The sequence below is a fragment of the Promicromonospora sp. NPDC059942 genome (genome assembly GCF_042731755.1).
GTDB lineage: Bacteria > Actinomycetota > Actinomycetes > Actinomycetales > Cellulomonadaceae > Promicromonospora.
Window position 1 is genome coordinate 1 of the sequence record NZ_JBHWLR010000002.1, and the last position, 18066, is coordinate 18066.

Annotated in this window: 20 protein-coding genes; 8 read left to right on the forward strand and 12 right to left on the reverse strand. The window is 69.9% G+C overall.

The features are described 5' to 3' along the window. The first annotated feature begins 185 nt into the window (after positions 1 to 185). The 4 genes from ACFV9Q_RS02585 (at position 186) to ACFV9Q_RS02600 (ending at position 3308) form a co-directional block, all read left to right on the forward strand. The gene (locus tag ACFV9Q_RS02585) at positions 186 to 719 is read left to right on the forward strand and encodes a toxin-antitoxin system HicB family antitoxin (protein WP_377233005.1); all 534 of its coding nucleotides are present in this window, start codon (positions 186 to 188) and stop codon (positions 717 to 719) included. Positions 720 to 824: 105 nt separating this feature from the next. After that, the gene (locus ACFV9Q_RS02590) at positions 825 to 1664 is read left to right on the forward strand and encodes a DUF4097 domain-containing protein (RefSeq protein WP_377233006.1); all 840 of its coding nucleotides are present in this window, start codon (positions 825 to 827) and stop codon (positions 1662 to 1664) included. Between the two features lie 43 nt (positions 1665 to 1707). Continuing rightward, a complete protein-coding gene (locus tag ACFV9Q_RS02595; protein WP_377232446.1) occupies positions 1708 to 2547 on the forward strand; it encodes an ABC transporter ATP-binding protein in 840 nt (279 codons plus the stop codon). Next, positions 2544 to 3308 (forward strand): ABC transporter permease, encoded by a 765-nt coding sequence (locus ACFV9Q_RS02600; RefSeq protein ID WP_377232447.1) that lies wholly within the window; start codon positions 2544 to 2546, stop codon positions 3306 to 3308. Before ACFV9Q_RS02595 ends, ACFV9Q_RS02600 begins: the two co-directional genes overlap by 4 nt. Positions 3309 to 3361: 53 nt before the next feature. Here ACFV9Q_RS02600 and ACFV9Q_RS02605 read toward each other — a convergent pair whose 3' ends face one another. Together ACFV9Q_RS02605 and ACFV9Q_RS02610 are read right to left on the reverse strand one after the other, a co-directional pair. Beyond that, positions 3362 to 4081 carry an ABC transporter permease gene (locus ACFV9Q_RS02605; protein WP_377233007.1) on the reverse strand — a complete coding sequence of 240 codons (720 nt, stop codon included), beginning with the start codon at positions 4079 to 4081 and terminating at the stop codon, positions 3362 to 3364. Positions 4082 to 4120: 39 nt separating this feature from the next. Beyond that, positions 4121 to 5017: an ABC transporter ATP-binding protein gene (locus tag ACFV9Q_RS02610; RefSeq protein ID WP_377233008.1), complete on the reverse strand. Its 897-nt coding sequence runs from the start codon at positions 5015 to 5017 to the stop codon at positions 4121 to 4123. A gap of 163 nt (positions 5018 to 5180) precedes the next feature. Between ACFV9Q_RS02610 and ACFV9Q_RS02615 the strand changes: the two genes are divergently transcribed. After that, positions 5181 to 6365: a sensor histidine kinase gene (locus tag ACFV9Q_RS02615; protein ID WP_377233009.1), complete on the forward strand. Its 1185-nt coding sequence runs from the start codon at positions 5181 to 5183 to the stop codon at positions 6363 to 6365. Here the strand turns inward: ACFV9Q_RS02615 and ACFV9Q_RS02620 are convergent. The 7 genes from ACFV9Q_RS02620 to ACFV9Q_RS02650 all read right to left on the reverse strand — a co-directional run bounded on the left by ACFV9Q_RS02620 (position 6349) and on the right by ACFV9Q_RS02650 (position 12327). Next, a complete protein-coding gene (locus tag ACFV9Q_RS02620) occupies positions 6349 to 7521 on the reverse strand; it encodes a GDSL-type esterase/lipase family protein (RefSeq protein ID WP_377233010.1) in 1173 nt (390 codons plus the stop codon). The genes ACFV9Q_RS02615 and ACFV9Q_RS02620 overlap by 17 nt on opposite strands. A gap of 14 nt (positions 7522 to 7535) precedes the next feature. Next, a complete protein-coding gene (locus ACFV9Q_RS02625; protein WP_377233011.1) occupies positions 7536 to 8105 on the reverse strand; it encodes a TetR/AcrR family transcriptional regulator in 570 nt (189 codons plus the stop codon). Between the two features lie 30 nt (positions 8106 to 8135). After that, complete coding sequence (locus ACFV9Q_RS02630; RefSeq protein ID WP_377233012.1) at positions 8136 to 9182, reverse strand: DUF418 domain-containing protein; 1047 nt, start codon at positions 9180 to 9182, stop codon at positions 8136 to 8138. Between the two features lie 138 nt (positions 9183 to 9320). Next, complete coding sequence (locus ACFV9Q_RS02635) at positions 9321 to 10217, reverse strand: aminoglycoside phosphotransferase family protein (RefSeq protein WP_377233013.1); 897 nt, start codon at positions 10215 to 10217, stop codon at positions 9321 to 9323. Between the two features lie 35 nt (positions 10218 to 10252). After that, positions 10253 to 10714: a glycine-rich domain-containing protein gene (locus ACFV9Q_RS02640; protein ID WP_377233014.1), complete on the reverse strand. Its 462-nt coding sequence runs from the start codon at positions 10712 to 10714 to the stop codon at positions 10253 to 10255. A gap of 123 nt (positions 10715 to 10837) precedes the next feature. Beyond that, positions 10838 to 11959 (reverse strand): HAD family hydrolase, encoded by a 1122-nt coding sequence (locus ACFV9Q_RS02645; RefSeq protein ID WP_377233015.1) that lies wholly within the window; start codon positions 11957 to 11959, stop codon positions 10838 to 10840. Next, positions 11956 to 12327 (reverse strand): hypothetical protein, encoded by a 372-nt coding sequence (locus ACFV9Q_RS02650; protein WP_377233016.1) that lies wholly within the window; start codon positions 12325 to 12327, stop codon positions 11956 to 11958. The genes ACFV9Q_RS02645 and ACFV9Q_RS02650 overlap by 4 nt, the downstream gene beginning before the upstream one ends. Positions 12328 to 12647: 320 nt before the next feature. Between ACFV9Q_RS02650 and ACFV9Q_RS02655 the strand changes: the two genes are divergently transcribed. Together ACFV9Q_RS02655 and ACFV9Q_RS02660 are read left to right on the forward strand one after the other, a co-directional pair. Continuing rightward, the gene (locus ACFV9Q_RS02655) at positions 12648 to 13688 is read left to right on the forward strand and encodes a helix-turn-helix domain-containing protein (RefSeq protein ID WP_377233017.1); all 1041 of its coding nucleotides are present in this window, start codon (positions 12648 to 12650) and stop codon (positions 13686 to 13688) included. Between the two features lie 19 nt (positions 13689 to 13707). Continuing rightward, entirely contained in the window at positions 13708 to 14637 is a 930-nt protein-coding gene (locus ACFV9Q_RS02660) for an inositol monophosphatase family protein (protein ID WP_377233018.1), read from the forward strand. Positions 14638 to 14688: 51 nt separating this feature from the next. Here ACFV9Q_RS02660 and ACFV9Q_RS02665 read toward each other — a convergent pair whose 3' ends face one another. Next, entirely contained in the window at positions 14689 to 15159 is a 471-nt protein-coding gene (locus ACFV9Q_RS02665) for a macro domain-containing protein (RefSeq protein ID WP_377233019.1), read from the reverse strand. Positions 15160 to 15399: 240 nt separating this feature from the next. Here ACFV9Q_RS02665 and ACFV9Q_RS02670 point away from each other — a divergent pair, with 240 nt between their 5' ends. Then, entirely contained in the window at positions 15400 to 16608 is a 1209-nt protein-coding gene (locus ACFV9Q_RS02670; RefSeq protein WP_377233020.1) for a TerC family protein, read from the forward strand. Here the strand turns inward: ACFV9Q_RS02670 and ACFV9Q_RS02675 are convergent. Both ACFV9Q_RS02675 and cynS read right to left on the reverse strand, forming a co-directional pair. Beyond that, the gene (locus ACFV9Q_RS02675) at positions 16605 to 17417 is read right to left on the reverse strand and encodes a formate/nitrite transporter family protein (protein WP_377233443.1); all 813 of its coding nucleotides are present in this window, start codon (positions 17415 to 17417) and stop codon (positions 16605 to 16607) included. The two genes, ACFV9Q_RS02670 and ACFV9Q_RS02675, sit on opposite strands and share 4 nt — an antisense overlap. 26 nt (positions 17418 to 17443) lie before the next feature. After that, a complete protein-coding gene (gene cynS, locus ACFV9Q_RS02680) occupies positions 17444 to 17896 on the reverse strand; it encodes a cyanase (RefSeq protein WP_377233021.1) in 453 nt (150 codons plus the stop codon). Between the last annotated feature and the right edge of the window lie 170 nt (positions 17897 to 18066).

The following is an 18066-nucleotide window of genomic DNA, read 5'->3' on the forward strand; positions in this document are numbered from 1 at the left end:
CCTCCTCCCCGCCTCGGCGCGGAGCGGTTGTGTGTCGCCCCCCCTTGTGTGGGGGCAGAGGGGTGTTGGGTTGAGGGTGGGAGGGGGGGCGGCCGCCCCACCACCAACCTCGCCGCAGACGCGTGGTGTCAGTTCGTGGCACCAACCCCCTTGCGGTGACACCACGATGGTGTCATGATGGTGCCATGGACCTAAACCGATACGCCGACGAACTCCAGCGTCAGCTCGCCACGGCAGCCGCCGCCGGCGGTGACGACGCCCGCGAGCTCGCCGCGCGCCTGACCGCACCGCTGGACGCCGCCGCACGGCTTGTCCTGCTCAGCGCCCTCTCCGACGCCGCCGGGGAGATCTCCGCGGAGCTCGCCCCGGGCTCGGTCGACGTGCGGCTGCGCGGCGGCTCCCCGGAGTTCGTCGTCACCGCGCCGGCGGCCCAGGCCGGCCCGGCCGCCCCGACGGTGCCCGCCGCCCCCGCGACCCCCGCCGCCCCGGCATCGGCCCAGGTCGAGGCCGAGGCGGGGGCCACCACCCGCACCACTCTGCGCCTGCCCGATCACCTCAAGGCGCAGGCTGAGCTCGCCGCCGCGCGCGACGGCGTCTCGGTCAACACCTGGCTCGTGCGGGCGGTCGCCGCCGCCGTCGAGCGGCCGCCCGGCCGGGCGGCCGAGCCGGCCGGCACCGACCAGCGCGCCAACAGCCGTGTCACCGGGTGGGTGCGCTGACCGCACGCGCGACCTCGCGCCGCGGCACCACCCGCCAGACCAGGTGACACCACACCGACACCACAGACATCACCACCACCTTTCACACCGCCTTGGAGCCTTGCCATGCCTACGTTCCCCGCCCCCCACCCGGTCCCCGTCGTCGTGGACGTGCCGTTCGCCAACCTGCACGTCGTCGCCGGCGAGCGGGACGACGTCGTCGTCACCGTCCTGCCCACCGACAAGAAGTCCGGCAGCGTGCGCGCCGCCGAGGAGATCCGCGTCGAGCGCGACGGCGACGCCGTGACCATCACCTACCCGAACTCGTGGAAGCAGTACGTGCTGCCGTTCGCGGCAGGCACCGCCGACATCACCGTCGAGCTGCCCACCGGCTCCGAGCTGCGCGGCAAGACCGGCTCGCTCTACGCCGAGGGCGCCCTCGCCTCCGTCGACATGACCCTCGCGTCCGGCAACGTCACCCTGGACGACGTCGACCGCGTCACCCTCAAGGTGTCCGCCGGCTCGGTGAGCGCCCGCCGGGTCGCCGGGACCGCCGACATCAAGGTGAGCTCCGGCTCGGTGCGCGTCGACGAGATCGCGGGCGACGCCACGATCCGCGCGAGCAACGGCACCACGACCGTCGGCTCCGTGACCGGCACCCTCCAGGTGCAGGGAGCGCACGCCGACATCATGGTCAGCCAGGTGCACGGCACCCTGACCGTGAAGTCCGCCCACGCGGGCATCCGGGTGAACAACCTGGAGTCCGGCAGCGCCACCCTCACCACGTCCTACGGCACCATCGAGGTCGGCGTGCCCGAGGGCGTGGCCGCCTACCTCGACGTCGTCTCCGAGCACGGCAGCGTCCGCAACCACCTGACCCCCACCGAGGGGCCGGTCGAGAACGAGTCGACCGCCGAGATCCACGCCAGCACCGGCTACGGCGACATCGTCGTCCGCCGTCCCTGACCCACAGATTTCCCCGAGATTCCCCAGCGAAGGAGAACTGGACATGACCACCGACCAGGCCACGGCACCCGCCATCCGGGTGCACGGCATCGAGAAGTCCTTCAAGGACCTGCACGTGCTGCGCGGCGTCGACTTCGACGTCGCGGCGGGCAGCATCTTCGCCCTGCTCGGCTCGAACGGCGCGGGCAAGACCACGCTCGTGCGGATCCTGTCGACGCTGCTCAAGGCCGACGCGGGCACCGCCACCGTGCACGGCTTCGACGTCGGCTCCCAGGCCGGCGACGTGCGCGAGTCGATCAGCCTGACCGGGCAGTTCGCCGCGGTCGACGAGATCCTCTCGGGCCGGGAGAACCTGGTGCTCGTGGCGAAGCTGCGCCACCTGCCCGACCCGGGCGCCGTCGCCGACGGCCTGCTGGCCCGCTTCTCGCTGACCGACGCCGGCGGCCGCCGGGCCGCCACCTACTCGGGCGGCATGCGCCGCCGCCTCGACATCGCGATGAGCCTGATCGGCAACCCGCCGATCATCTTCCTCGACGAGCCCACCACCGGCCTGGACCCCCAGGCCCGGATCGAGGTGTGGCAGACCGTCAAGGAGCTCGCGAACAACGGCACCACCGTGCTGCTGACCACGCAGTACCTGGACGAGGCCGAGCAGCTCGCCGACCGCATCGCGATCCTGCACAAGGGCACCATCATCCAGAACGGCACCCTGGCCGAGCTCAAGGCGCTCCTGCCGCCGGCCAAGGTCGAGTACGTGGAGAAGCAGCCCTCGCTGGAGGACGTGTTCCTCACCCTCGTCGGCGAGCCCGACCCGGCCGAGCCCGGCACCACCTCTGACGACACGACCAGCGGCACCGCCGCGGCAGGAAAGGAAACCCGATGACCTCCCACGTCCTGGGCGACACCGGTGTGCTCACCGGTCGCTCCCTGCGCCACATCCTGCGCAGCCCCGACACGATCATCACCACGGCCGTCACGCCGATCGCGCTGATGCTCCTGTTCGTCTACGTGCTGGGCGGCGCCATCAACACCGGCACCGGCGAGTCGTACGTCAACTACATGCTCCCCGGCATCCTGCTCATCACCATCGCCTCCGGCATCGCGTACACCGCCTACCGGCTGTTCCTCGACATGCAGGGCGGCATCTTCGAACGCTTCCAGTCGATGCCGATCGCGCGCTCCAGCGTGCTGTGGGCGCACGTGCTGACGTCCGTGGTGTCCAACCTGATCTCGGTGGCGATCGTCATCGGCGTCGCGCTGCTCATGGGGTTCCGCACCGGCGCCTCGCTGCTCGACTGGCTCGCCGTCGCGGGCATCCTGGTCCTGTTCACCCTGGCCCTGACCTGGCTCGCGGTGATCGCCGGGCTCTCCGCCAAGACCGTGGACGGCGCGAGCGCGTTCAGTTACCCGCTGATCTTCCTGCCGTTCATCAGCTCGGCGTTCGTGCCCACCGAGACCATGCCGGGCCCGGTCGCCTGGTTCGCGGAGAACCAGCCCGTGACCTCGATCGTGGACACCATCCGCGCCCTGTTCGCCCAGCAGCCCGTCGGCAACGACATCTGGATCGCGCTCGGCTGGCTCGTCGGCATCCTCGTGATCGCCTACGTCCTCGCGATCGCCGCCTACAAGCGCAAGATCAGCTGACGCCGTCGGCCCGACGACGAAGGACGCCGCGCCGTCGTGCGCGGGACCGCAGCTCAGCGCCGCGGCTCCCAGCGGAACATGCGCAGGGCGAGCGTGACCGCCACGACCACCCAGGCGAGCGTGGGCGCGAGCAGCAGCAGCGAGTCGCCGAGCGGCACGCCGCCGTTCCAGGCGTTGACGATCAGCTCCGTGGCCGCGCCGCCGGGCAGCAGCCGCTTGAGCAGCGTGAGGTCCTCCGTGCCGGTGATGCCCACCCAGCTCGTCACGGCGACCACCCCGAGGCTCAGGGGCAGCGAGGTGACCTGGGCGTGCTCGGGGGAGTTCGTGATCCCCGCGGTGGCCAGCCCCAGGGCGAGCATCATGACGAACGTCGCGACGACGGCCAGCACCAGGAGCGGCACGTCGGCGGGCCCGTCGCTCAGCCCGGCGAACACCGCCAGGATCACGCCCACCTGGACGGCGGACAGGACGCTGATCGGCAGCACCAGGCCGGTCAGGATGGAGCCGTCGCTCGCGGCGGTGGAGCGCAGGCGCTTGAGGAAGAGGTCCTGGCGACGGGCGGCCAGGGTGGTCACCGTGGTGGCGTAGAGGCTGAACGCGGCGATGGTGAAGACGATGACGGCGCCGATGTAGCCGAGGCTGCCGATCTGCTCGAACGTCTCCCGGAACCGGATGAAGAAGACGCTGGCCGCCACGGGCATGATCAGGCTGGTGATCAGCACGGCCCGGTTGCGGAGGATCTGGGTCAGCTCGCTGCGCGCGATGGAGAGCATGGTCGTTTCCGTTTCTCGGATCTCGAAGTCGGGCTCGGGTCAGGCGGGGACGGGGGTGGCCTCGATGGCCCGGAACACGTCGTCGAGCCGGGTCGGTGCCGCGGACAGGCCGACCAGCTCGACCGAGTGCGCGTGGGCCCAGTCGAGGAGCAGCTTGAGGTCCTGCTGCAGGTCGAACGTCTCGATCTGGTACGACCCGTCGGCGAGCGGCGCGGCCTGGAGCAGCGGCGTGGGCGCGCCCGGCGGGAGCGAGAACTGGATGGCCGCCGGGAGGGTGCGGGTCAGCTCGGCGACGGTGCCCTGGTGGCGGAACGTGCCGTCGTGCATCAGGCCGATGCGGTCGGCGCGCTGCTGCGCCTCCTCCAGGTAGTGGGTCGTGAGCACCACGGTGGACCCGTCCTCGCGGAGCTGCTCGACGGCGTCCCACAGCGCGTCGCGCGACTGGATGTCCAGCCCGGTCGTGGGCTCGTCCAGGAAGACCAATTCGGGCCGCCCGTACACCGCGGTGGCGAAGTCGAGCCGCCGCTTCTCGCCGCCGGAGAGCTGGGAGACCCGGGTGTCGGCCTTGCGGGTCATGTCGACCACGCCCAGCACGCGCTCCGCCGAGTCGGTCCGGCCGCTGAGCTTGCCGATCAGCCGGACCGTCTCTGCGACGGTGAGGTCGGGGGAGAACCCGCTCTCCTGGAGCATGATCCCCATGCGGGGCCGCACCGCGCGCCGGTCGGCGGGGTCCTTGCCGAGCACGCGCACCGTGCCCGACGTCGCCCGGCGGTGCCCCTCGACGACCTCCAGGGTCGAGGTCTTGCCCGCGCCGTTGGTGCCCAGCAGCGCGTACAGCTCGCCCTGCTCCACCTGGAACGAGAGGTCCTTGACCGCGTGGAAGCCGCCGTAGGTGACGTTCAGCCGGTCGATGTCGATGGCGGGGGTTGTCGTCATGCCCTCCAGCACACCCGCCGCGGGCGTCCCGGACCAGTGTGCTGACGTCAGGTCCGTGCCATGACATCCCGGGGCGGAACGTATGACGCAGCGTCACTGCTGCGCTCGCGCGCGGCGACCATACTGGGAGGGGTTCCCTGCCGATCGACGAGAAGACCCACCCATGAACGCTGGATCTGCTCGCCCGGGGCGCGGCCCGTTCCCGGCGGCCCCCTGGTCGCCCGCCGCCACCCGGCTCTCGCGGCGGCGGTTCCGCACGCTCAACCTGTCGATGATGCTGCCGCTGCTCGTGGCCGTCGGCGTGTTCATGCTGGTGCGCCAGGCGCAGACCCTCCTGGACGTCGTCGTCCTGGGGCTCGGGATCGTCGCGGTGGTGGTGGCCTTCGAGCGCTGGACGGTCGGCGAGATCAACCGGGTCGCGCTGCCGTGCCTCCTGGTGGCCGCCGCCGTCTGGCCCTACGGGGTGCTGGCGATGGACGGCGACCCGCAGGCGGCGTACTACTCGCTCGCGGTCATCGGCGGCATGAGCGTCGCCCAGCTCCCGCGCCACCGCGCCGCGGCGGCGGTCGGGATCGCCGCCTACGTGGCGGCGGTCGGCGCGCTGGGTCTGGCCCGCGCCGCCGACCCCGGGGTGGACGAGCTGCTCGGGAACGTCGTCATCCCGACCGGGATCACCGTGGTGCTGATCGGCCTGATGTTCCCCAACAAGGGGTTCTACGACGTCATGGCGGAGCTGGAGGAGGCACGCGAGCGCGACGCGGAGCTCGCGGTGGTGCGCGAGCGGATGCGGTTCGCGAGCGACCTGCACGACATCCAGGGCCACACCCTGCACGTGGTCAAGCTGAAGATCGCGCTGGCCCAGAAGCTGCTGCACAGCGACACCGCGCGCGTGGAGCAGGAGCTGGCCGAGATGTACACCCTGGTGGGCGACACGATCGCGCAGACCAAGGAGCTGGCCTACGGGCAGCGCAAGCTCAACCTGTCCGCCGAGCTGGAGAACGCGCGCAACCTCCTGGAGGCGGCGGGGATGCGCGTGCGCGTGGACCGCGGGGCCGAGGCCGGCGCCGGGGCGACCGACCTCCTGGCACAGGTGCTCCGGGAGACGACGACGAACATCCTGCGGCACTCGCGGGCCACGCTGGTGCGCATCGAGCTCACCGGGCACGGCCTCACCGTGGTCAACGACGGCGTCGCCGACGACACGCTCCCGGAGCTGCGCGGGCTCGCCACCCTCAGGCGCCGCGTGGCGGACGACGGCGGCGAGCTCACCGTGCGGATCGAGGACGGCCGGTTCGTGACGGCCGCTGTCTTCCCGGCGCCGGCGCCGGCCGCTACGCCCGCGCCGTGACGTCGGCGGGCCGCCCGAACGGCCCCGCTTGAGCGAACGCGTGGTCGGCGAACCGCTCGCCGATCAGCCGGTGCGTCGCGGTGTCGGGGTGCAGGGCGTCCGGCAGGGGGTGCACGACGGCGTCGTCCGCCCCGTACAGGGTGGTGCCGTCGAGGTAGTGCAGGTTCGGGTCGTCCGCGCGGCGCTCGACGACCGAGGCCAGCGCGTCGCGGATGACGCGGAGGGTGAGCTTGCCCTGCTGTGTCTCCTCGGGGCGGCCCGTGGCGAGGAAGCGCACGTGGCCCGTGCCGAGGGTGGCCGGGTCGACGGCGCCCGGGCCGGGGGTGTCCTCGTGGATGCCGCAGAAGATGGGGGAGACCAGCAGGAGCGGCGTGGTCGGGTGCCCGTCCCGGATCGTGTCGAGGAACCCGTGGACGGCCGGGACGAAGGTGCGCAGCCGCATCCCGTCGAGGTTGACGACGTTGATGCCGAGCTTGACGCTGATCAGGTCGGCCGGCGCGTCCCGGATCGTGCGCGCGACGAACGGGTCCACGAGCGCGTTGCCCCCGAACCCGAGGTTGCGCAGCTCGACGTCCCCGCGGAGCGCCGCGACGGCGGGCCAGATCTGGGTGGGCGTGCTCGCGTTGGAGCCGTGGCTGATCGAGCTGCCGTGGTGCAGCCACACCCGGCGGTCCGGCTCCACCGGGGTGACCGGCTCGTCGGTGCGCAGGCCGATCAGCTCAACCGACTCGTTGTGGGGCAGCCAGAGCTCGACGAGCTTGTCGCCGGCGGGCAGGTCGTCGAACGTCGTGGTGTGCGAGGGGCCGGGCCGGAACTCGGTGGCACCGGTCTGCAGGTCGGACTCGATCACGTCGCCGTCGGCGAGCGGGCTGCTCGCCACGACGGCGCCGTCGACCACGAGGTCGACGCTGCCGCGCGGGCGGTCCGCGCCGCGGTAGGCGAGCCGCGAGGGGTGGGTCTCCAGCGCGACGGTGCGCGCCGTCGTCGTGAAGACCACACGGACGCCGGAGGGCTGGGCCTCCATCATGAGCAGGTGCGGGTCGGGGAACTGCGTGCGGGCCCACTGCGGGAGCCGGTGCGGACGCAGGCCGCGGGCCGTGGTCTCGACCTCGGCCGCGCCGTGCACGAGGGAGGAGGTCAGGGGTGTGCTGAGCATGGGATGTTCCTTGTTCACTCGGTGGGCCAGGCGCGCAGGAGGGAGTCGAGCGCGACGATGGTCCGGCGCCACGACACCTCGGGGTCGGGCGCGCTGTGGTCGAAGCTGCCGATGCGCTCCAGGGCGAGGTAGCCGTTGATCGTGCTGCCGAGCAGCCGGGTCACGTGCACGCGCTCGCCGGGCGGGATGTCGTAGCCGCGCAGGACGGCGTCGGTGAGGGCGACGATCGACCGGGCGGCGTCGGAGGCGACCACGGTGGGCCCCGCCCGGCGCTGGAGCGCCTGCCACCGGCCCGGCGACTGCCGGGCGAACGCGCGGTGCGCCTCGGCCAGGCCCTCCAGCGCGGGGAGCCCGGAACGGCCCGCGACAGCCTCGGCGACCCGGGCGGACAGGTCCGCCAGGGCGACGGCGCTGACGCCGTCCAGGAGCGCCGCGTGGTCCCGGACGTGCGAGTACAGGCTGGGCGTGCGGACGCCGAGGCGGCGGGCGACCGCCGAGAGCGTGACTGCCTCCAGCCCGCTCTCGTCGGCCAGCGCCGCCGCCTCGGCGATCACCGAGCCGGACGTCAGGGGTGTGCGGGTCATGGACCCAGCCTACACCCTTTAGGTATTTGCCTACTGGCCTTCGGTCGCAGCGACCCGACGTCGCATGCTCGCGGGCCGGAGCCAGGTCGCCGTGCGCCACAGCCACTCGACGGGCCCGTAGACGAAGTGCCGGAGCCAGAGCCTGCTGAGCAGGGACTGCACCACGATCAGCACCAGGGCCAGGACCACCACGGGCGCCGCGCTGGTCATGTGGCCGAAGTCCACGACCAGCGCGGTCAGCGCCACCACGATCGCGGCGCCCACGTAGTTGGTCAGCGCCATCCGGCCCAGCGGCTCGAAGAACGCGGCGATGGCCCGGCGCGCCGGGGTGCGCCAGAGCAGCGCCAGGCCGGTGGTGTACAGCACGGCCATGACCAGCCCGGCCACGGAGCCCGCCGTCGAGAAGCGGGGGTCGCCGCCGGGCGTGCTGAGCTGCCAGTACAGTGCCGGTCCGGTCAGCACGGCGGCCGCGGCGAACACGATCGCGACCGCCCGGCCCGAGGACTCCAGGGCCTTGGGCAGGCCGTAGGCGGCTGCGCCCGCGCCGAGCAGGATGACTCCCGGGACGGAGGCCAGCCCGCCGCCGAACATCACGTAGGCCACGGCCGTGAGCGCCGCGCCGCCGGCCAGGGTGACCCAGCGCGGGGCGAACGCCACGACGGGCAGCACCACCAGTCCGACGACGCCGTACTCGATCAGCACGTTGCCGGGGTAGGCGATCATCAGCAGCCCGCCGATGACCGACAGCGCCAGGAGCCGGCGCACCAGCACGAGCACCGGCCGCTCGGCGCGGGCCCGGGCGCCGTCGAGCACGATCCACAGGCTGATGCCGAACAGGAACATGAAGATGGGCACGAACCGGGTCTGCACCGTGAGGTAGAGCGCGTCGAGCACCGGGTCCTGGATCGGGGCGCCGCCCTCCATCACGCGGGCCATGCCGAGCCGGGTGATGTCCACGGCGTTGACCAGCAGGATCCCGAGCACGGCGAAGCCGCGCAGCGAGTCGATGAACCGCCAGCGGGGGCGGGCGGTGCCGGTCGGGGTCGGGGCCGCGAGGGCCGTGTCGGGTGCGCTCATGACGGCCATCCAAACAAGTGGAGGGTGGCGGCGTCGTCCGACCCCGAGACGATCTTCTGCGTGGGGGACTCGGGGTGAACCCTGGGTGCCGGCGGCGCTCTGACCAGGGTGCTCGGTCGGTCTTCCGGTTTGGTCACCTCACGGGAGCCGGTGCCTGGCCCACAGCTGTGCGCCTCGGAGGGGTGCGTCGCGGTGTGGGCTGGGGGACTCGATCGCGAAGCGGCGCCACTGCCCGTAGGTGGTCGTCGCGAAGACCGTTACGGCGTCGTCTGTGGCCGTGGGGTGCTGCATGCCCCAGGTGCCGGACACGAGGCGTTCCGCATCCTCGGGCTGGTGTCCGGCAGCGATGAGCCGGACCGTGAGCAAGGCCGCGTCGACCCAGACGGGGCCGGTCCGGGACCAGGCCCAGTCGATGATGTTGACCTGGTCGTCGTCCACGAGGAGGTTGAGCTCGTGGATGTCGGCGTGGACCAGGCTGTCCCCGACCAGTGCAGCCGGGACGTCGGCGTCATTTTGGATCAGCTGGTCGAGGTGCTGCTTCTCCCAGGGGTCGAGGGCGTCGGCATGGTTGTCCGCGAGCCACTGCCACCCGGCAAGGCGCGCGTACCGCTTGGGCAGCGGCGCCACGCCAACGGCAGGGCTGGGAGTTAGCCGCCGTGCGAGTTGGGAGAGAGCATCGACGACCGCCTGGACGTCGGGTGATCCGGGGGTGAGGTCGGCGTGCTCGCCGGGCACGGTCTCGTACCCGGCGAGCAGCCATCCCTCGGTGCGCACGACCCACAGCAGGCGAGGCGCCTCACGCACCGCGTCGCGCAGGTGGGCGTTGGCCTGGATCTCGTGCTCGTGCACCGTCACCAGCCGCTCATAGTCGGGGACACCCTTGACGAACACCGACCCGTTGGCCGTGTGCAGGAACGCGGCGAAGGTGGAGTTACGCCCCGCCGACGGCGCCTCGGCACGCAGCACCGTCCCGATCTCCGCCTCGACGGCATGCCGCAGCGCGGCGGGCAGTTCCTCCCATGAACGGCGGTGCATCATCTCTCCCTGTCGTTCTGTCCCTGCGTGGTCGGTCAGGGTGCGGTAGAGCTGGTGCAGCCCTGGTGGCACTGGGAACAGGCGACCGAGTGCGCCGTGGTCCACAGGTCGGTGTCGACGTAGAACCCGGCGGTGGCGATGGCGTCCACGGTGTACTGGAGGCTCTCGTGGGCGCCCTCGCCGTATGCGGACGGGTCCTGGGGGTCGGTGGGCACGTGGTGCAGGAACCGGCCCGCGATCTGGTCGCAGAACGCAGCGTAGTCAACGGTGTGCAGGATGAACTCGTGCCACCCCGGGTCGACCTCGTCCGACGGTGAGAGGGGCCGGCCCTGGTGTGTGGCGGTGGTGCCCAGGAACGCGAGTGCCTGGTCCACGATCCGTGCCGCCATGCCCAGGTCGTGGTCGTGCTCGGTGGACACGCGCTCGGTGAGCTTCTGGAACAAGCCCGGGTCGACGAGCGACCTGCCTTCGCGCAGGTCGTGTGTGGTGGTGGTCATGGGTTTCCTCCTCGTTGTGCGGGGTTGGTACCTGCACGTGCACCCGCCCAGGGGCGGGCCTGCGGCCGGGCAGTGGTCAGGGGGTCCGGGGGCTGCCCAGCCGCAAGATCATGGGACGGCCGGCTACGGGCCGCTCAGGGGTAGTTCGAACCCGGCCGGTCCGTCGCCGGTGACGCTGCGCCACTGCGCCCGGCGGCGGCCCTCGTCCCCGCGCGGGTAGGGCATTCCGGCGTCCAGGGCGGCGGTCTCGATCGCCCGCATCGTGACCCCGACCCCGGACGGGATGGGGGCATGGCGGACCCAGTGGCCGTCCTGAAGTGCCCAGGTTTCGCATCGGGCTAGGTCCGGTCCGCTGCCGTGCCACACCCGCAGCACCACGGGTCCCGGGGCGGTGCGCTCGGCGGTAGCGATCTGTGCGGCCAACCGTGACAGCGTGCTGTCCACGGGCGGGACGAGCGAGGCCAGCACGGGCAGGACCCCGGCTTCCTCGATGCCCTCGGTGGTCTCGTTTGCGGCGCTGCGCACGATCGCGGGCGCCTGGCCCATCGCGACCGAGCGTGCGGCCCAGGCCAGCATGTCCAGGTCGTTGACGCCGTCCCCGACCGCGACCGTGCGGCCGGCGGGGATACCGAGGTGGGCGCGGACGGCGTCGAGGGCGGCGGCCTTGTTTACGCCGGATGCGGTGACGTCGAGCCAGTCCGGACCCTGCGGAGCGACTGTGACCCCACAGGCGCGCAGGGCGTCGGTGTACCGGCGAACGCCCGGCGCGGCGAGTGCGACCCGGGTCGCCGGTTCAGCCATCAGGTCGGCCAGCAGGACGGTCTTCTGCTGACCGTTGAGTTCACCGGGCTCGAAGACGCCGCTGGTGCGCCACCCCCACCCGACCTCTTCCACCGCGACCCGCACGGCCGGGGCAAGGTCCAGCGTGCGACGGATGACAGGTGCGGGGTCGAACCTGCGCGCTTCGACCACGGCATACCCGGACGGCGCGGCCCAGTCGAGACGCATGGTCAGGGCGCCGTTGGAGCACACCGCCCAGCCGTGCGTCAGGCCCAGCCTCGACGCGACCGGCAGCAGCCCTGTCAACGACCGGCCAGAAGCCAGCACCACCTCATGACCCGCGGCGCGGACCAGGTCCAGGGCCTCGACCGTGCCCGTTGGTATCCGCTGCTCGCCGTCCAGGAGGGTTCCGTCAATGTCGAGAGCGACCAGGGCACGCGTGCAGGTTGTCGTTCGCGCGTTCATCGGGTCACCACCTGACGCAGCGCGGACCGGACCTGGACTTCCAGACCGTCCACGACACCCGTCCAGAGCGTGTGCCCCGGAGTAAACATGCGGTGGTCGAGTGGCATATCGCAGCCCAGGGCGCGTGCGAGCCGTTCCCCATCGCGCAGATCGGTCGGCTGGAGGCAGATCCGGCCACGCGTGAACGTGACGATCTCGATGTTGTCAGAGCCCACGCTCCGCACGGCCTCGGTCGCGACACGCATTGCGAACGCGAGCCGATCAGCATCTTCTTCGTTGCGGTATTGGCTGTGACTTGCCGTGGCTTCGTTCGTGGCCACGCCTGCTCTGACGTGGCCGATATCTGTCGGGCGGCTCGTAGTCATCACGGCGATTCCTTGGGGTCGGTGGTGAGAGTTCGACCACCGTCGCACCGGGCTGGTGCCGCACACACCTGGTCAGCAGGCCGAGGATCAACGGATCCGTGGGTGTGTTGACCTGTAGCAATGGCATCAAGGCCGGAGATTGCCCAATGCGATGGGCAATTGGGCGCAGGATGGCTAGGGTTTCCGGGGTGGAAGGTTCATCCGTCGCGGAATCACCGTCTGGGCCACGCCCTCGCACCAACCAACGCCAGGGGATCACGCCGCAGGCTCGCGGGCGTGAGCTCGCCGCCCAAGGGAAGCAGTTATGGACCGAGTTGAGGTCCGTGAAAGACGCTGCTGTCGAGCTGATGGCCAGGTTCCCGGATGTGCCGAGTTTGCAGGCGTACCGGTACGCCGCCGGCTTGTCACAGGACCAGGCCGCGAGCCGCTACAACGACGTCACAGGACATCAAACAAGCCTGGGTGGCACGACCATCAACGCCTGGGAAACCTGGGCACGAGGTCGAGGGCAAGGCTCGCCGCCTTCGATGTCGAGCCTGCTCATCCTGTGTGCGGCATATGGACGAGGCCCGTTAGGAGTGGCCGAAGAGAAGATCGGTCCCACGGCGCTGATCGCTGAGGCTTACGAACGATTGACGGCCGAGGATCAGTTAGCGCTCAAGCAATTCGACGTGGACACGCAGGCGGCCGCGGTCGACGCGTCAACGGCAGTGGCGGCAGCCCCACAGGACGGCGTTCAGCAATCCGGCCAACGACGCGGCCAGATCGGTCAGGAGTTCATGTTGACCGTTCCGACCGTCGAGTACGGCAATCCTGAGATTCAGGTGTTCAGTCTCCCGAACCCGCAGCCAGGACGATTGCTCGACCTGACGTGGGAGACGTTCGGTCTTGGTGTTGCGAGCCTGTCGCAGCAGATCAAGAACCTCGGCAAGCGCCTGGACGCTGACATCTGCTTCGGGATCAACGAGGCCGGGCTGGTGATGGCGACCTTCCTCGCTTCAGACCGGTTTGGCCGGTGCCCCATCGGGTACCTGCGGTGCAACAAGGTGAGCGACGGTGTGGTGCTCGATGATGCGTCGTTCTTCCCCGACGTCCGGGACGCGCCGACCATCGTGATCTGCGATTTCGAGGTCAAGCATGCTGACGTGATCGGGTACATCGCACGGCAGGTGCGCGCGAGGTATCCCGGGGCCGAGCTGTATTTCGCCGTGTTCGGGGCGATGACCAAGGACCGAGAGCTGGCCGTCGACAGCTTCGATGACCTAACGGGTGCCAAGATCATGCGCGCTGCGGACTTCGAGGCAGTGTTCATTGCTGCGACCATGAGCCCGCCGGGCATCGAGCCCCCACTTGAGTTGCGCTAGCGGACTGGAGACGCCCTGCATGAGCAGCGAGACACCTGCACCGGAACTGGCTGAGACCATCGCCGAACTCGTCAAAGCCACGATGGGCGACATCCGCGCCCGGCTCGTTCAGGCCGCCCTCACCGGGCACCGTGCCGAGAACGAGAATCTGCGGCACGAGGACAACTTCCTGTCCGACTACGACCTGTGGATGCACCGGCGATACAAGGAGCTGCTGTCCGAGGTGCTGCCGTCATTCATCTATGCCTCGGAGGAAGACGACCCGCAGGTCATCGGCGACGATCCCGATCCCGACCTGTGCGTACTGGTCGACCCTCTGGACACCAGCGAGCTAGCGGTACGCGCACTCCATGGGTACACGCACCTGATGGTCTACTCACGATCATTGAGGCGACCCGTCATCGCGATCGTCGGCGACATCTTCCACCACGTACAGCTCTACCTCGCGTTCCACGACCATGACGGTTCGGACCGAGCGTTCGTGATCACCGCGGACGGGGACCGGCACGCACTCGATTCCCCGTCGAACGCTCACCTCTCGCAGGCATTGGTGACCAACTACCTGATGCGGCCCGCCGAACGCTTCCGCGTCCTGGCGCAGCAGGAACAGTTCCTCGACGCACTGAGCGCACCGGGCGAGAACGGGAAGGCGCGAGGACGGATCGGTGTCGACTTCGGCTCCATCAGCCTGTGCCACGTCGCGGCCGGCTTCACGGACGCGACCATGGAGATCGCCAAGGGCTTCGCCGTGTGGGACCTCTCGCCCGGGCACTACATCCTGCACGCCGCAGGCGGCGTCACCATCGACCTCGACGGCAACCCCATCGACCTCGACTACGGACTCAACACCCTGCCCGAGATCAACACGACCATGGGCTCCCGGCGAAAGTTCATCGCAGCAGGCAACCCGGCACTCGCCGAAGAGATCCGAGGCACCATCCAGGTCTAGCTGTGATGTCCAGGGAGGTTGTTCCTGGATTCGTGCGACACGCGAGCGGCTTCACGACGCCTCCGCCGGGCGTACCTCCGGGACGTAGAGGCGCACCTCGACGTCCGGCAGCCCGGCGAGGACCGCCTCGATCCGGGGACGGACCTCGGCCCAGTCCAGCCCACCGTGACCCGCACCCAGCGGCGGGACCGCGATCGACCGGATGCCGAGCTCCCGGATCACGCGGACGAGATCGACCAGGCCATCGTCGATGTAGGAGAGCTGAGACCGCGCCCGCCAGTGCTTCTTCGTCGGGAAGTTCACGACGTACCTCGGACCGGTCGACGCACCCGTCGGCCAGACGTGCATCTGTCCGACGGCGACCTCGCCGGCCTTGCACGCCAGGGCGTAGGCGTCGTACATCTCGGGGTAGGCGCGGCGGAACTGCAGGGCGATGCCCTTGCCCATGACGCCCACGGTGTTCACGGCGTTCACCAGGGCGTCGACCTCCGCCTCGAGCAGGTCGCCGTGTACTTCGGTCATCGGTGTCTGCGTCACGCCCCAGGAGTACCACCCGTATCTGACACGGACGTCGGCTCCGGTGATCGGGCGCCGCGTTGTCGTCGCTCGGCCCGACGTCGAAAAGATCCATGCGTTCGACGAGAACCGACCCGCCCCGACTAGTAACCTCTAAGACCTCGCCTCGTCCGGACACCCGCCACCTCGTTGCCCGAACCGTCGCGGGCAGCGAGCGGCTCTGTCCCTCGACCGAAAGCAGGCCGCATGGATGTCTCGCCGCTCGTCTGGACGCTCACGGTCGCAGGGATCGTGCTGCTGCTCCTCTTCGACTACTTCTTCCACGTGCGCAAGGCGCACGTCCCCGGGCTGAGAGAGGCCGCGATCTGGTCCTCGATCTACGTGGGGATCGCGCTGCTCTTCGGGGTGGGTGTGCTGGTGCTGGGCGGGGTCGCCGCGGGGTCGGAGTACTTCTCCGGCTACATCACCGAGAAGGCGCTGTCGGTCGACAACCTGTTCGTCTTCCTCATCGTCATGACCAGCTTCCGCGTGCCGCGGGAGGACCAGCAGAAGGTCCTGCTGTTCGGCATCACGTTCTCGCTGGCCGCGCGCACCGGGTTCATCTTCCTCGGCGCGGCCCTGATCAACTCGTTCGCGTGGGTGTTCTACATCTTCGGCCTCATCCTGCTGGTCACCGCCGGCAACATGCTCAAGCCGGAGAGCTCGGAGTCACGGCACGAGGAGAACATCGCGGTGCGGGTCGCCCGCAGGCTGTTCCACACGAGCCCGGACTACGACGGCGACAAGCTGTTCACGATCCACGACGGCAAGCGGGCGCTGACCCCGATGCTGCTGGTCATGGTGGCGATCGGCGGCACGGACCTGCTGTTCGCGCTCGACTCGATCCCCGCGATCTTCGGCCTGACGCAGGACGTGTACATCGTGTTCACCGCCACCGCGTTCTCGCTGCTGGGCCTGCGTCAGCTCTACTTCCTCCTGGACGGCCTGCTCGACCGGCTGATCTACCTCTCGTACGGGCTGGCCATCATCCTCGCCTTCATCGGGGTCAAGCTGGTGCTCCACGCGCTGCACGAGAACAACGTGCCGTTCATCAACGGCGGCGAGCCGGTACCGGTCTTCGAGATCAGCACGGGTCTGTCCCTCACGGTCATCCTCGGGGTGATCACGGTGACCGTGGTCGCTTCGCTGTGGAGCAAGGCCGGGCGGGCGCAGACGGCTATCGCCAACGCCCGCCGGCACGCGACGGAATACCTGGACCTCGGCTACACGGCCGACCACGCCGAGCGCATCCGGGTCTACGCGGCGCTCTGCGAGGAGGAGACGACGATCAAGAACCTCGGCGAGAAGTACCGGCAGAAGGCCCGCGACGAGAGCGAGCTCATGGACCTCCTGCACCGGGCGCACGCCGAGCACGACGAGTCGGTCCGCCGGGCCGTCCGGGACGGGACGGCTTAGCGCAGCACCCTTTCCGGGGCAGTCCTGAGGTGCGTGCGATAGATCACGACTCCGACGAACATCAGTCCTCCGACGAGATTGCCGAGCACGGTCGGCAGCTCGTTCCAGATCAAATAATCGGTGATCGTGAAATTGCCGCCGAGCATGAGCCCGATCGGGAAGAGGAACATGTTGACGACGGAATGCTCGAAACCCATGTAGAAGAACACCAGGATCGGCATCCACATCGCGATGACCTTGCCCGCGAGGCTGTCCGACATCATGGCGCCGACGACGCCGGTCGAGACCATCCAGTTGCAGAGGATTCCGCGCACGAAAAGGGTGAGCATGCCGGCCGCTCCGTGCTCCGCGTAACCCACGGTCCGGCCCTCACCGATCACACCGATCGCCTGGCCGACCTCGCTCGGCGGGCTGGAGAAGCCATAGGTGACGACGATGGCCATGAGCAGGGCGGTCGTCAGCGCCCCGGCGAAATTTCCGAGGAAGACGAGCCCCCAGTTGCGGAGCACGGCCGCGCCAGTCACGCCGGGGCGCTTGTCCAGCCACGCGAGCGGGACGAGCGTGAACACCCCGGTCAGCAGGTCGTAGCCGAGCAGGTACAGCATGCAGAAGCCGACCGGGAAGAGGACGGCCCCCACGAGCGGCTGGCCGGTCTGCACGCTGACGGTGACGGCGAAGGCGGCGGCCAGGGCGAGGATCGCGCCGGCCATGTAGCTGCGGATGAGGGTGTCGCGGGTGGACATCAACGCCTTGGACTGGCCGGCGTCGACCATCCGGATCGCGAAGTCCTTGGGGGCAACGTAAGACATGAGGGGGCTCCGTATCGAGGTCTCGGTCACCACTGGTACTTCAGGAACTTGCCGTCGATGATGACGCGGACGCGGTCCCCGTCCGGGTCCTCCCGGCGGGAGATCTCGACGTTGCAGTTGATCGCGCTCATGATCCCGTCGCCGAACTCCTCGTGGATGGCTTCCTTGAGGGCCGGGCCGTAGACGTCCAGGAGCTCGTAGAAGCGGTAGATCGTCGGGTCCGCCCGGAGGGTGTCGCCGTTCAGGCGGTACGGCTGCTCCTGGAGGGCGACGACGGTGTCCTCGTCGAGCTCCAGCCGCCGGCCGACCGCCTCGGCGACGTCGGCGGGGACCGGGTGCGAACCCAGGAGCGCGGCGATGGTCCACAGCAGGGGGCGGTCGATCTCTTCGGCGACCTGTGCCCAGGTCGTTCCCGACCGGCGCAGGGATGTGCGGACGTCCTGCGTCGCGGCCTCACGCGTGCTGTTCCATGTCGTCATCTGATCTCCGGTCGGAAAGGGGCGGTCGGGTACCGCCCGTGTGCCTTCATCTCACCGAACCGGCATCCGCACTCCCAGGCCGTTTGCGAACGGTTATGCGCAGAAAGCGCAGCCGCAACGTCCTTTTACGAGCGTGAAACGTCTGCGCAACGGCCGCGGGATCGCCCTGC

Excerpts from the sequence above, each read along its gene's own strand:
- ACFV9Q_RS02640 (WP_377233014.1), bottom strand. The coding sequence starts at position 10,714 with ATGACCACCACCACACACGACCTGCGCGAAGGCAGGTCGCTCGTCGAC.
- ACFV9Q_RS02605 (WP_377233007.1), bottom strand. The coding sequence starts at position 4,081 with ATGCTCTCCATCGCGCGCAGCGAGCTGACCCAGATCCTCCGCAACCGG.
- ACFV9Q_RS02590 (WP_377233006.1), top strand. The coding sequence starts at position 825 with ATGCCTACGTTCCCCGCCCCCCACCCGGTCCCCGTCGTCGTGGACGTG.
- ACFV9Q_RS02625 (WP_377233011.1), bottom strand. The coding sequence starts at position 8,105 with ATGACCCGCACACCCCTGACGTCCGGCTCGGTGATCGCCGAGGCGGCG.
- ACFV9Q_RS02615 (WP_377233009.1), top strand. The coding sequence starts at position 5,181 with ATGAACGCTGGATCTGCTCGCCCGGGGCGCGGCCCGTTCCCGGCGGCC.
- cynS (WP_377233021.1), bottom strand. The coding sequence starts at position 17,896 with ATGACGACATGGAACAGCACGCGTGAGGCCGCGACGCAGGACGTCCGC.
- ACFV9Q_RS02645 (WP_377233015.1), bottom strand. The coding sequence starts at position 11,959 with ATGAACGCGCGAACGACAACCTGCACGCGTGCCCTGGTCGCTCTCGAC.
- ACFV9Q_RS02675 (WP_377233443.1), bottom strand. The coding sequence starts at position 17,417 with ATGTCTTACGTTGCCCCCAAGGACTTCGCGATCCGGATGGTCGACGCC.
- ACFV9Q_RS02620 (WP_377233010.1), bottom strand. The coding sequence starts at position 7,521 with ATGCTCAGCACACCCCTGACCTCCTCCCTCGTGCACGGCGCGGCCGAG.
- ACFV9Q_RS02670 (WP_377233020.1), top strand. The coding sequence starts at position 15,400 with ATGGATGTCTCGCCGCTCGTCTGGACGCTCACGGTCGCAGGGATCGTG.
- ACFV9Q_RS02630 (WP_377233012.1), bottom strand. The coding sequence starts at position 9,182 with ATGAGCGCACCCGACACGGCCCTCGCGGCCCCGACCCCGACCGGCACC.
- ACFV9Q_RS02665 (WP_377233019.1), bottom strand. The coding sequence starts at position 15,159 with ATGACCGAAGTACACGGCGACCTGCTCGAGGCGGAGGTCGACGCCCTG.
- ACFV9Q_RS02635 (WP_377233013.1), bottom strand. The coding sequence starts at position 10,217 with ATGCACCGCCGTTCATGGGAGGAACTGCCCGCCGCGCTGCGGCATGCC.
- ACFV9Q_RS02595 (WP_377232446.1), top strand. The coding sequence starts at position 1,708 with ATGACCACCGACCAGGCCACGGCACCCGCCATCCGGGTGCACGGCATC.
- ACFV9Q_RS02600 (WP_377232447.1), top strand. The coding sequence starts at position 2,544 with ATGACCTCCCACGTCCTGGGCGACACCGGTGTGCTCACCGGTCGCTCC.
- ACFV9Q_RS02585 (WP_377233005.1), top strand. The coding sequence starts at position 186 with ATGGACCTAAACCGATACGCCGACGAACTCCAGCGTCAGCTCGCCACG.
- ACFV9Q_RS02660 (WP_377233018.1), top strand. The coding sequence starts at position 13,708 with ATGAGCAGCGAGACACCTGCACCGGAACTGGCTGAGACCATCGCCGAA.
- ACFV9Q_RS02610 (WP_377233008.1), bottom strand. The coding sequence starts at position 5,017 with ATGACGACAACCCCCGCCATCGACATCGACCGGCTGAACGTCACCTAC.